The sequence below is a fragment of the Pseudoduganella aquatica genome, from assembly GCF_020865585.1.
GTDB classification, from domain to species: Bacteria; Pseudomonadota; Gammaproteobacteria; order Burkholderiales; family Burkholderiaceae_D; genus Rugamonas; species Rugamonas aquatica_A.
This window is the reverse complement of sequence record NZ_CP086370.1, coordinates 4,735,492-4,749,586: the sequence shown is the minus strand read 5'-3', so window position 1 is coordinate 4,749,586 and position 14,095 is coordinate 4,735,492. Positions and strand designations below refer to the sequence as shown.

The 14,095-nt window shown below is 67.4% G+C and carries 12 protein-coding genes and 1 riboswitch; of the genes, 4 read left to right on the top strand and 8 right to left on the bottom strand.

Annotated elements, in window-relative coordinates; translation table 11 throughout:
* Positions 1 to 15: 15 nt before the first annotated feature.
* Positions 16 to 645 (bottom strand): PEP-CTERM sorting domain-containing protein, encoded by a 630-nt coding sequence (locus KT882_RS21180; protein WP_161070589.1) that lies wholly within the window; start codon positions 643 to 645, stop codon positions 16 to 18.
* Between the two features lie 222 nt (positions 646 to 867).
* Positions 868 to 1,824 (bottom strand): LysR family transcriptional regulator, encoded by a 957-nt coding sequence (locus tag KT882_RS21175; protein ID WP_161070590.1) that lies wholly within the window; start codon positions 1,822 to 1,824, stop codon positions 868 to 870.
* An 86-nt stretch (positions 1,825 to 1,910) separates the two neighbouring features.
* Between KT882_RS21175 and KT882_RS21170 the strand changes: the two genes are divergently transcribed.
* From KT882_RS21170 to KT882_RS21155, 4 genes are all read left to right on the top strand, one after another.
* Positions 1,911 to 3,230, top strand: coding sequence for an NAD(P)/FAD-dependent oxidoreductase (locus tag KT882_RS21170; protein ID WP_228893231.1), 1,320 nt, complete (start codon positions 1,911 to 1,913; stop codon positions 3,228 to 3,230).
* Positions 3,231 to 3,290: 60 nt separating this feature from the next.
* Positions 3,291 to 4,664, top strand: coding sequence for an MATE family efflux transporter (locus tag KT882_RS21165; protein ID WP_161070592.1), 1,374 nt, complete (start codon positions 3,291 to 3,293; stop codon positions 4,662 to 4,664).
* A 77-nt stretch (positions 4,665 to 4,741) separates the two neighbouring features.
* Entirely contained in the window at positions 4,742 to 5,311 is a 570-nt protein-coding gene (locus KT882_RS21160) for a hypothetical protein (protein WP_228893230.1), read from the top strand.
* Between the two features lie 83 nt (positions 5,312 to 5,394).
* Entirely contained in the window at positions 5,395 to 6,894 is a 1,500-nt protein-coding gene (locus tag KT882_RS21155; protein WP_161070594.1) for an AMP nucleosidase, read from the top strand.
* Positions 6,895 to 6,998: 104 nt separating this feature from the next.
* Here KT882_RS21155 and mmsB read toward each other — a convergent pair whose 3' ends face one another.
* The 6 genes from mmsB to KT882_RS21125 form a co-directional block, all read right to left on the bottom strand.
* Positions 6,999 to 7,895 (bottom strand): 3-hydroxyisobutyrate dehydrogenase, encoded by an 897-nt coding sequence (gene mmsB / locus KT882_RS21150; RefSeq protein ID WP_161070595.1) that lies wholly within the window; start codon positions 7,893 to 7,895, stop codon positions 6,999 to 7,001.
* Complete coding sequence (locus KT882_RS21145) at positions 7,892 to 9,043, bottom strand: enoyl-CoA hydratase/isomerase family protein (protein WP_228893229.1); 1,152 nt, start codon at positions 9,041 to 9,043, stop codon at positions 7,892 to 7,894. Before KT882_RS21145 ends, mmsB begins: the two co-directional genes overlap by 4 nt.
* Positions 9,040 to 9,822: an enoyl-CoA hydratase gene (locus KT882_RS21140; protein ID WP_161070597.1), complete on the bottom strand. Its 783-nt coding sequence runs from the start codon at positions 9,820 to 9,822 to the stop codon at positions 9,040 to 9,042. The genes KT882_RS21145 and KT882_RS21140 overlap by 4 nt, the downstream gene beginning before the upstream one ends.
* Positions 9,819 to 10,979 carry an acyl-CoA dehydrogenase family protein gene (locus KT882_RS21135; protein ID WP_228893228.1) on the bottom strand — a complete coding sequence of 387 codons (1,161 nt, stop codon included), beginning with the start codon at positions 10,977 to 10,979 and terminating at the stop codon, positions 9,819 to 9,821. Before KT882_RS21135 ends, KT882_RS21140 begins: the two co-directional genes overlap by 4 nt.
* A gap of 10 nt (positions 10,980 to 10,989) precedes the next feature.
* Positions 10,990 to 12,495 carry a CoA-acylating methylmalonate-semialdehyde dehydrogenase gene (locus tag KT882_RS21130; RefSeq protein WP_228893227.1) on the bottom strand — a complete coding sequence of 502 codons (1,506 nt, stop codon included), beginning with the start codon at positions 12,493 to 12,495 and terminating at the stop codon, positions 10,990 to 10,992.
* Positions 12,496 to 12,644: 149 nt separating this feature from the next.
* Positions 12,645 to 12,861: riboswitch (cobalamin riboswitch) on the bottom strand.
* A 30-nt stretch (positions 12,862 to 12,891) separates the two neighbouring features.
* Positions 12,892 to 14,067 (bottom strand): serine hydrolase domain-containing protein, encoded by a 1,176-nt coding sequence (locus KT882_RS21125; protein WP_228893226.1) that lies wholly within the window; start codon positions 14,065 to 14,067, stop codon positions 12,892 to 12,894.
* Positions 14,068 to 14,095 lie beyond the last annotated feature (28 nt).

Genomic DNA, 14,095 nt, shown 5'->3' with positions numbered 1-14,095 from the left:
TTGGCTGCGGTGCTGCTAGGCGGGCGGCGCTTTTCGGCGGCGCGCCAGCGCGATGGCGCCTGCGCCCAGCAGCAGTATGGACATGCTGCCCGGCTCCGGCACGGTGGCGGCGCGCGCCGCTGCAATGCTCATTTTGACGGGTATGAAGTCGCCGCCCCAGCTCAGGGAACTCAGGTCCAGGCTGAGCGCAGTGCCGCCGTTCAGGATGGCGAACTGCGGCAGGCCGCCCACCATGCTGGCGTCCAGCACGGAGAAGGCGGTAATGGGCGAGGCCAGCGAGCTGCCGAAGTCGAAGCGGAAGCGGTAGTCGCCGGGCCCGAGCGCGGCGCCGGTGTTGTTGTAAATGGACAGTGTGCCGTCCGGCGCGAAGTCGAAGCCGAAGGCAAAGTCGCCGCTGAGGAATTCAACCGTCGTATCGAGCGGGTCGAGGGCGGTCTTGTTGCCGTTGGGCGAACCGTTGAACAGGTCGTCCAGCCCCAGCATGGCGGCGCCCGAGCCGTTGTAGCTGCCGGTGATGACGGCCCCTTGCAGCGGCAGGACGGTGGCGTGCGCGCCGGCAGGGAGGGCCAATGCGCAGAATGTTCCGATGGCGGCGGCCGAAGTGATAGCGGTGCGCGCCAGTGTCTCCCATGTTCTTTTTTTCATGTGTGCTCCTGGATTGTGGGACAGCAGGGATGATGCAGCGTCCGGACGTGCCGGCGCGCCGTGGGGGACACCTCGCGTGTCCGGTGCCGTTTTGACGAGGGCGGGGAAGAGCGTGCCGAGGTCTCTGCGGGGAGAACTTGCATGTTGCACTTTTGCTCAATTGATTCTACTTTGGCCTGACCAATATATCAAGGCGGACGGACCAAATTCCTTGCGGCAACATTAACGGCTATTGCCGCGCGGACGCTTGTGTTTGCGGTAGAACGATTCCAGTTCTGCGCCGATCAATTCCTGGCCGGAGGTGACCATGAAGTCCTGGAAGGCGGCGGCGATGCGGGGCAGGGGCTGGTCCACCAGGTGCATCACGTGCCAGTCGCCTTCCACCGGGCTTTCCTGCATCGGCAGGATGCCGATCAGGCCGGACTCGAACTCCAGCGCGCAGGCGTGCACCGACACGAAGCCCACGCCCAGGCCCGCCGCCACCATGCTCTTGATCGCCTCGTTGCTCGACACTTCGGAGCCGAAGTGCAGCGTGTGGCCGGCTTCCTTGAACACGCGCTCCACCGTGGTGCGCGTGCCCGAGCCGCGTTCGCGCACCAGCAGGTTGGCCTGCACCACGTCCTCCATGGTGACGCGCTTCTTGCGCATCAGCGGATGCCGGGGGCTGGCCACGAAGGCCATGGGGTGGTGCGCAAAACGCGTGGCGTGGATGCGGAATTCGCGCGGCGGCGTGCCCATGATGGCCAGGTCAATCTCCTTGCGCGACAGCATGGCGACGATCTCGCTGCGGTTGCCCACGTTGAGCTTGAGGCGCACGTTGGGGCGCTCGGTGGTGAACTTCACCAGCATGGACGGCAGCAGGTGTTCCGCCGTGAGCACCGCGCCTATGCGCAGCGTGCCGCTGCTCACGCCCTGTAGTTCGCCCAGCTCGTCGCCGGCCTGTTCCCACAGCTGCAAAATGCGCTCGGAAAACTGCAGCAGCACTTCGCCCGCCGCCGTGAGCTGGATGTTGCGTCCTGCCTTGCGCGTGAGTGCGGTGCCGGCCAGTTCCTCCAGCGCGCGCAGCTGCGCCGATATCGCGGGCTGCGTGACGTGCATCTCCTCCGCCGCGCGCGACACGCTTTCATGCCTGCCCACCAAAACCAGCGCCTGGAGCTGGCGGAAACTCGCGTGATACATAAGCTATTCCTTATCAATCAGTAGAAATAAGTAATTTTTGTTTTCCATTTGACGGGACTATATTAACAGTCAGAAGGAGGGACATCATGCAATCCATCGTTATCGTAGGCGGAGGCGCAGGCGGCCTCGAACTGGCAACCCGGCTGGGAGATACCCTGGGCCGCAAGGGGCAGGCGCGGGTGATACTCGTGGACCGTTCACCCACCCATTTCTGGAAGCCGCTGCTGCACACGGTTGCTTCCGGCAAGCGCGATCCGCAGGTCTACCAGATTGAATATTCGGCGCAGGCTGCGGCGCATGGCTTCACCTTCATGCACGCCGAGCTGCGCTCGGTGGACCGCGCTGCGCGCACGCTGGAGCTGGCGCCGTGCCTGTCGGACGAGGAGGGCGGCGCGCCCGCCGTGCGCGTGCAGGGCTACACCACGCTGGTGCTGGCGCTGGGCGCGGTGACCAACTTCTACGGCGTGCCGGGCGCGGCGGAGCATGTCTGCACGCTGGACAATGTGCGCGAGGCGAAGGGCTTCTACCGCCGCTTCTTCGGCGCCTGCGTGCGGGCCAGCGAAGGGGGCGGCAAGGAAGGCAGCGCCGTGAACGTGGTGATCGTTGGCGGCGGCGCCACCGGCGTGGAGCTGGCGGCGGAACTGGGCTACAGCGCCCGCGCGCTGGCCAAGTACAAGATCCATACGCTGGACCCGGCGCGCGACGTGCGCATCACCATACTGGAACGCGGCCCGCGCCTGCTGCCGCACCTGCCGCTGGAGCAGTCGGCGCGCGCGGAGGCGTATCTGAGATCGCGCGGCATCGAGATCTGCACCGGCACCGGAGTGACGCAAGTGGACGCGGACCGCGTGCATATGGGGGAGGGCACCGTGCGTCCCGCCAGCCTGACCTTGTGGGCCGCCGGCGTGGAAGGCCCTGCCATTGTTGGCACGCTGGGACTGCAGTTGAGCCGCATGCGGCAGATCATGGTGAAGGCCACGCTGCAATCGGTGGACGACCCCAACGTGTTCGCCATCGGCGACTGCGCCAGCTTTGTCTGCCCGGTGAAAGGCGCAGCGCCGCCGCGCGCGCAGGTAGCGCACCAGCAGGCCGTGTTTTTGGCCAAAGCCCTGGCCAGGGCGCTCGCCGCGCCGCGAGGCGGCAAGCGCGCCGCACAGCCCCTGCACGAGTTCAGCTACCGCGACTACGGCTCCCTGGTCTCGCTCGGCCCGGTGGCGGCGGTGGGCGTGCTGCTGGGCGGCGCCTTCGGCAGCAAGCTGCCGGTGAGCGGCGGCTTCGCCCATCTGCTGTACGGCCTGATGTACCAGAAGCACCTGATGGCCCTGCACGGCTTCGTCCGCGCCGCCGCCGTCACCCTGGCCGACTGGCTGCGAAAACGGATCTCGCCCTCAGTCAAGCTGCATTGAGCCAATGTGAGCGATAACATTTTGCCTGCGTAAGGGGCGGAAAATCGCTATCATGGCGGCATGACTACCGCCGCCGCTCCCCGTCCTCATATCTTCACCCTCGCCTGGCCTCTGCTGATTGAACTGTTTCTCGCCGTTGTGGCCGGCGTGGCCGGGACCGCGCTGGCGGCCCGTTTGTCCGATACCTACGGCGCCGCTTTCGCCATCGCCAACAGCATTTCAGTGACCTTGTTCATGCTGTTCCGCATAGTCGGTTCCGGCATCGGCGTGGTCATTACGCAGAACCTGGGCGGCGGGAGGCGCGACATGGCGGACAAGGTGGCGCTGGCGATGCTGGGCGCCAGCACCTGGCTGGGCGCGTTCACCGCATTGCTGGCCTTCGGCGGCGCGCGCTGGCTGCTGGGTCTTATGCACGCCCCGGCCGAGGTGCTGCCGCTGGCCACGCCCTTTTTGCAAGCGCTGGCCGCCGCCATGCTGTTCGATGCCTGGAACGCCTCCATGGCCAGCGTGATGCGCGCCCACCTGCGCACGCGCGACACGCTGGCGGTGCTGGCCGCCATGCATGTGAGCCACCTCGCGCTGGCCGTGCCGCTGATGTTCGGCTGGGGGCCGTTGCCCGCGCTGGGCCTGCCGGGTTTCGCCTTCGCGCTGCTGATCAGCCGCGTGCTCGGCCTGGTGCTGCACCTAATGCTGTGGCGCCGCCACCTGGACATCCATCCCGTGGCCAGCGACTGGTGGAAGCTGCGCCGCGCCGAGCTGGCGGCCGTGCTGCATATCGGCGTGCCTGCGGCGGCGGAAAACATCTCGTGGCGGCTGGCCTTCATGGCCAGCATGGCGGTGGCGGGTATGCTGGGCGCGCAGTCGCTGGCCACGCTGGCTTATGTGCACCAGGTGGGCGGGGTGGTGGTGATGTTCAGCCTCGCCACCGCCTTCGCGGTTGAAATCATGGTCGGCCACATGATAGGGGCGGGCGAGCTGCGCGAAGCGCACGGCCTGGTGCGCGGCGCGCTGGGGCGCGGGCTGGTAATCAGCGGCGTGATCTCGGGCTGCGTGGCGCTGGCCGGCCCCTGGCTGCTGCGCTGCTTCACGCAGGACCCGCTCATCATCAAGAACGGCGCCGTGCTGCTGTGGATCGCGGTGCTGCTGGAGCTGGGCCGCACCTTCAACCTGGTGGTCATCAACGCGCTGCGCGCGGCGGGCGACGCGCGCTACCCGGTGCTGGCGGGCGCCGCGTCCATGGCCCTCGTGATGGCGGGCGGCAGCTGGCTGCTGGGTATCTACTTCGGCCTTGGCCTGGTGGGCCTGTGGATAGCCTACGCCGCTGATGAATGGATACGCGGCCTGATGATGTGGCGGCGCTGGTCGGTGCACGCCTGGGTGCCGCATGCGCGCGCCACGCGGCGGCGCTTGCGCGCAAAAGATCCGGCGTCGTGATTATCTGTGACTTTTGAGCGCTTAAAAAACGTCACAATACCGGCTTTGCCCGCAAGCGGGCGTGGACCGGGATTGCCGTGGACGAGAATTGCTCGAAAGGACTGCCAGGAAGGCGGCGCATACGGCGCCTGGCGCGCGCCGCATGCGCCGGCGTTGCGCTGTTGGCCGCCGCATTGTCGGCAGGCTGCTCGCGCAGCGAGCGCTGGCAGGAGCAGGTGCTGCTGGCCAGCGGCCAGGTCATCCTGGTGGAGCGCGAGAGCAGCGACCGCTCGGCCTCGATGCGCTTCGCCATGCCCGGCCATCCCGGCGAGATCGTCGAATGGCGTTCGCTGCACGACGGCGGCCCCTGGCAGCTCGAGAACCCGGTAGTGCTGGACGTGGAAAACGGCGCGCCGGTGGTGCTCACCGTGGTCTCCACCTCGCCCGGCTGCCGCCTGTTCACCAAGTACGTCAACACCGGCGGCGGCTGGCGCGAAGAAGTGCTGCCGGACCGCTTCAAGGGCCGCGACATGAATCTCTTCATCCGCAGCGGCCTGGCCGTGGGCGACGTGGTAACGCTGGAACACAAGCGCCGCGAAAGCAGCGCCATCTCTTATTCGCGCTCCCTGCGTTTCCTCGGCCCGGCCGACAAGGCTTGCGGCCACTGAATGAAATGCTGCGCCGCAGCGTAAACGTCGATACAATAGAGCTGAAGAATCAAGCCGAGATTCATTAGCAAAGGAGATCGACCATGCAGAACCGTCCCTTCATCGCGCCAGCGCTGTTCAACGACCCGGACGCCGCGCTGGCCCAGGTCCAGGCGCTTTACGACGGCAGCATACGGCATCTGCGTGAATCGCTGCAGCGCTTCGTCGACGGCGAAACGCCGGACGAGCATGTACGCGCCTGCTACCCCTACGTGCGGGTGCACACCGATACCGTGGCGCGCGCCGACTCGCGCCTGTCCTATGGCTTCGTGGCCGGTCCCGGCACCTACGAAACCACGCTCACCCGGCCCGACCTGTTCGCGCGCTACTACCGCGAGCAATTCAGGCTGCTGCTGAAGAACCACGGCAACCGCCAGCAAGTGCAGCTGGAAGTGGGCATGAGCGCGCAGCCGATCCCCATCCATTTCTCCTTCGCCGAGAACGACCACATTGAAGGCAGCATGAACGCCGACCGCCGCCTGCTGATGCGCGACGTGTTCGACCTGCCCAACCTGGCCGCCATGGACGACGGCATTGCCAACGGCACGCACGAAGCGCCGTTCGGCGAGTCGCAGCCGCTGGCGCTGTTCACGGCGCCGCGCGTGGACTACTCGCTGCAGCGCCTGCGCCACTACACCGGCACCTTGCCCGCCTACTTCCAGAAGTTCGTGCTGTTCACGAACTATCAGTTCTATATCGATGAATTCATCAAGCTGGGCCACGAGATCATGGGCCGCTCCGCGCAGGGCGAGGACGACTACGTGGCCTTTGTGGAGCCGGGCAACCTGGTGCTGCGCCGCGCCGGCGCGCCGTCCGAGCCGGGCGACGAACTGGGTTCGCCTTTGCCGCGCCTGCCGCAGATGCCGGGCTACCACCTGGTGCGCAAGGATGGCAGCGGCATCAGCATGGTCAACATCGGCGTGGGTCCGGCCAACGCCAAGACCATCACCGACCATATCGCGGTGCTGCGTCCGCACGCCTGGCTGATGCTGGGCCACTGCGCCGGCCTGCGCAACACGCAGGAGCTGGGTGACTACGTGCTGGCGCACGGCTATGTGCGTGAAGACCATGTGCTGGATGAGGATCTGCCGCTGTGGGTGCCCATCCCGCCGCTGGCCGAGGTGCAGGTGGCGATCGAGGCTGCCGTGGCCGAAGTGACCAAGCTGACCGGGCATGACCTCAAGCGCGTGATGCGCACCGGGACCGTGGCCAGCACCGACAACCGCAACTGGGAGCTGCTGCCGCAGCGCACGCCGGAGCGGCGCTTCAGCCAAAGCCGCGCGGTGGCGCTCGATATGGAAAGCGCCACCATCGCGGCCAACGGCTTCCGCTTCCGCGTGCCTTACGGGACACTGCTGTGCGTGAGCGACAAGCCCATGCACGGCGAAATCAAGCTGCCCGGCATGGCCAATGCGTTCTACCGCGAGCGGGTGGACCAGCATCTGCGCATCGGCATCCGCGCTGTGGAGATGCTGCGCGAGCTGGGCGTGGACAAGCTCCACAGCCGCAAGCTGCGCAGCTTTGCCGAGGTCGCGTTCCAGTAAGCTTGGCGGGTTACGGCTGCGCCTAACCCGCCCTACGCGTCGACCGAACCGCAACGATATCGTAGGGCGGGTTAGCGCCGCAGGCGCGTAACCCGCCGGAGCCGCTAGTACAGCTGGTCTTTCAGCAGCGGCTGGATAATGCTGCTGAAGTCCAGCGTCCCCGCGCCGGACAGGCTATGCATGCCGTACAGGTTGCGCGCCAGCTCCCCCAGCGGCACCGCGCAGCGCGACGCAATCGCCGCCTCGGCGGCCAGCCCGAGATCCTTGTGCATCAGGTCCACGCCGAAGCCGCCGCTGTAGCCGCGCGCCGCCGGCACATTCTCCATCACGCCCGGATACGGGTTGTACAGCTCCAGCGCCCAGTTGCGCCCCGAGCTCTTGCCCATGATATCGGACAGCACCTTCGGGTCCAGCCCATGCGCAGCGCCCAATGCCAGCGCCTCGGCGGTGCCCGCCATGAGTATCCCCAGCAGCATGTTGTTGCAGATCTTGGCGATCTGCCCTGCGCCGCTGCCGCCCGCATGAAAGACGTTCTTGCCCATGGCGGACAGATAAGGCCTTGCGCGCTCCAGCGCCGCCGCCTCGCCGCCCACGATAAAGGTCAGCGTTCCCGCCGCCGCGCCGGCAGTGCCGCCCGAAACCGGCGCGTCCAATGCATCCAGCCCGCGCGCGGCCAGTGCCTGGGCCACCGCCTGCGCCGTGGCGGCGGAAATGGTGCTGCAATCAATCACCAGCGCGCCGTCCGCGATGTGCGGCACGATGCCTTGCTGGCCAAGGTAAAGCCCGTGCACGTGCGTGCTGGCGGGCAGCATGGAGATGACCACCTGCGCGCCTTCCACGGCGGCGCGCGCATCCGGCGCACTGCGGGCGCCCGCGTCGGCCAGTCCTTGCACGGCGCTGGCGGACAAATCGAACACGGCCAGTTCATGCCCGGCCTTGAGCAGGTTGTGCGCCATGGGCGCGCCCATATTCCCCAGGCCGATGAAGGCGATGCGGCTCATGCGGTTTTCCTTTCGAGTTGAGTAAAGAAGCCTTCGCCCCAAGCCTCGCCTACGTCGGCCAGGCTGGCGGGCTGCCAGCGCGGCTGCATGTCTTTGTCGATGATGAGCGCGCGGATGCCTTCGGCGAAGTCCGGCCGCGCGGCGCAGATCAGAGACACGTCCAGCTCGAGCTGGAACACCTCTGCCAGTGACAGGTATTTGGCGCGTTGCTGGATGGCGACCGCCAGCCAGGCCGCGCCCGGCGAGCCTTTGCGTAGCGCGGTGGCGGCCTTTTGCAGCCAGCGGTCCTCGCTTTCCAGCGAGGCGATGCGCAGCACCATGTCGCCGAAATTGCCGCTCGCGCAAAGCTCGTTGATCAGGTCGTAGTGCTCGCGCAGCGGACTGGCGGGGGCGGGCGGGGCGGCTTTCTGCAGCTTGGCCAGCATGGCGCCCAGCATGTGGTGGTTGGCCCCGGGCGGGGCGACCGTACCCGGCGCAGCCCATACCTCGGATTGCAGCATGTCTATCAGGCGGGCCTTGTCCGCGTGGGCAAGGCGGTAGTCGGCCAGGCGCGCGAACTGGGCGTCGGCCGCGTTCAGCGCTGCGCCGGTGAGCGCGAGGAAGGGGCCGGTGTGGCCGGGCGCGCGGTTCAGGAACCAGCTGCCGCCCACGTCGGGATACAGGCCGATGGCCACTTCCGGCATCGCCAGCCGCGACGCCTCGGTCACCACGCGGTGGCTGGCGCCCGCCATCAGGCCTATGCCGCCGCCCATGACGATGCCGTGGCCCCAGGCCAGGACCGGCTTGGCATAGGTGTGGATGCTGAGGTCCAGCGCATACTCGCGGCCGAAGAACTCCCGCGCGTAGGCATTGGCCAGCGGATCGGCCGATTGCGGCGAGGCGTGGTGCTCGCGCATTGAGCGGTACAGCTGCTGCAGGTCGCCGCCAGCGCAGAAGGCTTTGTCGCCCGCGCCTTCCAGCATCACCAGCACCACGGCGGGATCGGCCTCCCAGGCGGCCAGCTGCGTTTCCAGCAGCGCGATCATCTCCAGCGACAGCGCGTTCAGCGTGGCCGGGGCGTTCAGTGTGGCCACGCCTATCAGCGCACCGCCGCCTGCCTTGCTGCGGCAGGGCAGGGTGCGGAACAGTACCGGTGCGGCGCCGCTCATGCCTGGCTCCAGACTGGGGCGCGCTTCTCAAGGAAGGCCTGCACGCCCTCGCGCTGGTCCGCGCCGCCGAACAGGCCGACGAAGGCCTCCCGCTCGGCCGGCAGCACGTGGGCCATGGGCTGGCGGCGCGCGCCCTGGATCAGCTGCTTGCAGGCCTGCACGCTGGCGGGACTCTGCTTTGCCGCCTGCGCTGCCAGCGCCAGGGCGCGCGGCAGGGCGGCGCCGGTTTCCACTACTTCTTCCACCAGGCCGATGCGCTGCGCGGTGGCCGCGTCGATGCGTTCGCCGCACAGTATCATGCGCTTGGCCCAGCCTTCGCCCACCAGCCATGCCAGGTTCTGCGTGCCGCCCGCGCACGGCAGCAGCCCCACGGTGGCTTCCGGCAGCGCCATCTGCGCCTGCGTTTCCGCGATGCGCAAGTCGCACGCCAGCGCGCATTCCAGGCCGCCGCCCATGGCGTAGCCGTTGATGGCGGCAATGGACACGCCCCGGAAGCCCGACAGCGCCTCGAAGGCCGCGCCGAACAGCCGCGCCATGTCGCTGGCCACCGCCACGCCGCCGTCGGCAAACAGCTTCAGGTCCGCGCCGGCGGAGAAGAACTTGGCGCCGCCGCCGGTCACGACCAGGCTGTAGACGTTCTTGTTGGCGTTGAGGTCTTCCACCAGGCGGCGCAGGTCGCGCAGGCTGTCGGCGGTCCAGGTGTTGGCGGGCGGATTGGCCAGCGTGAGCACGGCGGTGTGCTCCATGATTTGCAACTCAAGATTGGTATAGCTGCTCACAGGTTCTCCTCTGTCGGTGCGTTTTTCAGCAAGTGGCGCGCGACGATCACGCGCATGATTTCGTTGGTGCCTTCCAAAATCTGGTGGACGCGCACGTCGCGCAGAAAGCGTTCGAGCGGGTAGTCGCGCAGGTAGCCGTAGCCGCCGTGGATCTGCAGCGCCTCGTTGCAGACGTTGAAGCCGGTGTCGGTCGCCAGCCGCTTGGCCATGGCGCAGTAGATGCCGGCGTTGGCGGCGCCGCCATCGAGCTTAGTGGCTGCCAGGCGCACCATCTGGCGCGCCGCCACCAGGCCGGTCTGCATGTCGGCCAGCTTGAACTGCAGGGCCTGGAAGTCGCCCAGCACGCGCTTGAACTGCACCCGTTCGCCCATGTGGCGCTGCGCGCTGTTTAGCGCAGCCTGCGCCGCGCCGATGGAGCAGGTGGCGATGTTGATGCGGCCTCCGTCCAGCCCGCGCATGGCGAGCTTGAAGCCGTCACCCTCCCGGCCCAGCAAATGCGAGGCGGGCACGCGCACGCCGTCGAAGCTGATGGCGCGCGTGGGCTGGCTGTTCCAGCCCATCTTGTCCTCAGCGCGGCCATAGCCGACGCCCGCGCTGCCGGCAGGCACCAGGAAGGCCGAAATGCCGCCCGCGCCCGCACTGCCGGTGCGCGCCATCACCACCAGCGCGTCCGTCGCGCCCGCGCCGGAGATGAAGGCCTTGCCGCCGGTGATGACGTAGTCGCCGTCCTCCAGCACGGCGGACGTGGTCAGCGAGGCCGCGTCCGAGCCGGCGCCGGGTTCCGTCAGGCAGTAGGAGGCCAGCTTGCGGCCGGAGGCCAGGTCCCCTATCCATTCCTCCCGCACTTCGGGCTGCGCCCACTGCGCGATCATGGCGCTGGCCATGTTGTGGATTGTGAGATAGGCCGTGGTGGAAGGGCAGGCGCGCGCCAGCTCCTCGAACACCACGGTGGCGTCCAGGCGCGACAGGCCCAGGCCGCCCATGGCCTGCGGCACGTACAGGCCGCAGAAACCCAGCTCGCCCGCATGCGCAATGGTCTGGCGCGGGAAGATGCCCTCGGCGTCCCAGCGCGCCGCCTGCCCGGCCATTTCGCGCGCGGCGAACTGGCGCGCGGCGTCCTGGTAGGCACGCTGGTCCTCGTTCAGTTCGAAGTCCATGACGGCCTCCTTACTTGAGCGAGATGGTCGTGTTGACGCCCGCTGTCACGGCCGCGTCGTCGAACCAGCGCGCGGTGATGGTCTTGGTCTGGGTGTAGAAGGCCACCACCTGCTTGCCGTAGGGACCAAGGTCGCCCAGCTTGGAGCCGCGCGAGCCGGTGAAGGAGAACAGCGGCACCGGTACCGGGATGGGCACGTTGATGCCGACCTGGCCGGCGTCCACGTCCTCCTCGAAAGTGCGGGCCGCCGCGCCGGACTGCGTGAACAGCGCCGTGCCGTTGCCGTTCGGGTTGGCGTTGATGATGGCGATGGCTTCCTTCAGGCTGGCGGCGTGCATCACGCACAGCACGGGGCCGAAGATTTCCTCCTTGTAGACTGCCATCTCGCGCGTGACGCCGGAGAACACGGTGGGGCCGACGAAGTTGCCGTTCTCGTAGCCGGGCACCACGGGGCCGCGCCCGTCCAGCTCCAGCTTGGCGCCTTCCTCTATGCCCTGGCCTATGAGCTGCTGCACGCGGGCCTTGGCCTTGCGCGAGATCAGCGGGCCGATGTCGGCGCCCGGTTCCGCGCCGGCGCTGATCTTGAGCGTCTGCGCTTTCTTCACCAGCTCCGGCAGCCATTGCTGCGCCTCCCCGACCAGGATCACCACCGACAGCGCCATGCAGCGCTGGCCCGCCGCGCCGAAGGCGGCGCCGGCCAGGTTGTTCAGGGTCTGCTCGCGGTGCGCGTCCGGCAGCACGATGGCGTGGTTCTTCGCGCCCATCATGCACTGCGCACGCTTGCCCGCCAGCGAGGCGCGCTGGTACACGTGCGTGCCCACCGTGGTGGAGCCGACGAAGGAGACGGCCTTGATGTCCGGATGGTCGCAAATGGCGTTGACCACGTCCGCGCCGCCGTGCACCACGTTGAGCACGCCAGGCGGAATGCCGGCTTGCAGCGCCAGTTCGGCCAAGCGCATGGTCACCATCGGGTCCTGCTCGGACGGCTTGAGGATGAAGGTGTTGCCGCAGGCGATAGCCATCGGGAACATCCACAGCGGGATCATGGCGGGGAAGTTGAACGGCGTGATGCCGGCGCACACGCCCAGCGGCTGGTGCACGGTGTAGGTGTCCACGCCGCCGGCCACGTTGCTGGCCAGTTCGCCCATCTGCAGCTGGCCGATATTGGCCGCATGCTCCACCACTTCCAGGCCGCGGAAGATGTCGCCCTCGGCGTCGGCCAGGGTCTTGCCTTGCTCGGCGGTGAGCAGGGCGGCCAGTTCCGCCATGTGTTCGCGTATCAGCGCCTGGTATTTGAGGAAGATGCGGGCGCGCGCGCCGATGGGCGTTTTGCGCCAGGTCTGGAAAGCGGCTTTCGCGGCGGCGGCGGCTTGCGCCATTTCGTCCGGCGTGGCGTGCGGCACGCGCGCGATCACTTCCTGGGTGGCGGGGTTGACGACGTCGCTCCAGTGCTCGGTGCGCGACTCGACGAGGGCGCCGTTGATGAGGAGTTTGACGGTAGGGATAGCAGTAGCCATGGTGTGTCTTCCTTGATGGGCGGCGCGTGCGTCATTGCGCGTGTTGCGCCGCCAGTCTGCAAAAGTAAGCCGGACGGCGTCTTGCGCCGCGCGGCACCCGCCACGCGCCTTCCGCACGTGGCCAGACCCGGCGCCGCCATGGAGCGGGCGGCGCTGAAGATCAACAGGCCGGTATCCGGGCTTGCAAGTCTTGCTGCTTCGCCTTCCCAGTCTCGTGGACCAGTGGCATGGATGAAGCAGCCGCACTTGCCTACCGTTGCGGAGGCAGCAGGGGCTTGGGGGCGCACCGCATCGAGCGCGCCGACCACTTTCCCGTTTAACGCCGGACAAGAATTTGCCCGGCGCACCTGTTAAATAAAGATTAGCATAACAATTGACGTTTACGTTAACGTAATTTCATTTATCGCTTGCCGGGGACTTCAAGCTGCGCACGATGGCGTCGCGCAGGGTGAACAGATGGCGGTTGCCGTCAAACTCCGCTTTGGGTGAATTGCCGGTATGGACGATGATCACCCTGGCCAGCGGATCGATGAAGATGTTTTGCCCGTTCGTCCCCCAGAAAAACGATCTGCCCCCGGCCGCCTGCGGAATCCAGGTATGCAGGCCGTAGTAGGGCGGCCTGGGCGGCTGCGGCTTGTCCGGGCGGAGCGCGGTCATGGCTGCGATCCAGTCCGCAGGCACCACCTGCTTATCGCCGATCCTGCCCTGATTCATCACCAGGTAGCCCAGCCGGGCGTAGTCGCGCAAGGTGGCGGCGAACTGGCCTTGCACGCCTTCTTCGCCGTTCTGGTTCTTGATCCAGTGCGCGCTGCTTTCCGCGCCCATGGGGATCCAGAGCTTCTGCTCCAGGTAGCTGGTGAGATCCATGCCGACGCGCTGGCGCAGCATGGCTCCCAGCATGGCCGTCTGCGCGCCGTTGTACTGGAACTGCGTGCCGGGCGCCGACGAGCGTTCGCGCTTGCCACGCAGGTAGTCGCGCACGTTCTGCCGTGGCGACACCATGGGATTGGTGGCGCGGTTATCCGCTTCGGCGCCGGGTTCGAATGAATTGACCAGGGCGGCGCCCGAGGTCATCCGCAGCAGGTCTTCCACGGTGGCCGGGGCGAAGGCGCTGTCCTTGAAGTCGGGCAGTACCGCGTCCACGCGTTCGCTGAGCGAGAGCTTGCCTTCCGAGACCGCGATGCCGACCAGCAGGGCCAGCACCGTTTTGGACATGGATGCGGACAGCAGTTTGTCGGCGGCGCCGCCGCCTTGCAGGTAGCGTTCAAAGACGATGTCGCGGTCCTTCAGTATCAGCAAGCCGGTGGTGCAGAATTTGCCGAGATAGTCGTCCAGCGTCGCAGCGGCGCTTTCTCCGGGCAGCTTGTAGCTGACGCTTTTCAACGGTGCGCCCAGCCTCAGCGCCAACGGCGCGGGCGACGCGCTTGCCGTGTTGTTCGGATAGCTGCGCTGCGGGTTGCGGAACACGTCCAGGCATCCGCTCTGGGCGTGGGCCGGCGCCTGCATGGCGACGAAGGCAAGGACGGCAAGCAGCGGGGCAATGCGGGCTTCGGTGCGGGGCGATGGCGTCATGGCTGGTCTCACGGGAGTAGCGGGACAT

What these genes read in the sequence shown, in the direction of transcription:
- mmsB (WP_161070595.1), bottom strand. Translation starts at nt 7,895, where the DNA reads ATGAGCCGCATCGCCTTCATCGGCCTGGGGAATATGGGCGCGCCCATG.
- KT882_RS21130 (WP_228893227.1), bottom strand. Translation starts at nt 12,495, where the DNA reads ATGGCTACTGCTATCCCTACCGTCAAACTCCTCATCAACGGCGCCCTC.
- KT882_RS21165 (WP_161070592.1), top strand. Translation starts at nt 3,291, where the DNA reads ATGACTACCGCCGCCGCTCCCCGTCCTCATATCTTCACCCTCGCCTGG.
- KT882_RS21135 (WP_228893228.1), bottom strand. Translation starts at nt 10,979, where the DNA reads ATGGACTTCGAACTGAACGAGGACCAGCGTGCCTACCAGGACGCCGCG.
- KT882_RS21170 (WP_228893231.1), top strand. Translation starts at nt 1,911, where the DNA reads ATGCAATCCATCGTTATCGTAGGCGGAGGCGCAGGCGGCCTCGAACTG.
- KT882_RS21125 (WP_228893226.1), bottom strand. Translation starts at nt 14,067, where the DNA reads ATGACGCCATCGCCCCGCACCGAAGCCCGCATTGCCCCGCTGCTTGCC.
- KT882_RS21180 (WP_161070589.1), bottom strand. Translation starts at nt 645, where the DNA reads ATGAAAAAAAGAACATGGGAGACACTGGCGCGCACCGCTATCACTTCG.
- KT882_RS21175 (WP_161070590.1), bottom strand. Translation starts at nt 1,824, where the DNA reads ATGTATCACGCGAGTTTCCGCCAGCTCCAGGCGCTGGTTTTGGTGGGC.
- KT882_RS21155 (WP_161070594.1), top strand. Translation starts at nt 5,395, where the DNA reads ATGCAGAACCGTCCCTTCATCGCGCCAGCGCTGTTCAACGACCCGGAC.
- KT882_RS21145 (WP_228893229.1), bottom strand. Translation starts at nt 9,043, where the DNA reads ATGAGCGGCGCCGCACCGGTACTGTTCCGCACCCTGCCCTGCCGCAGC.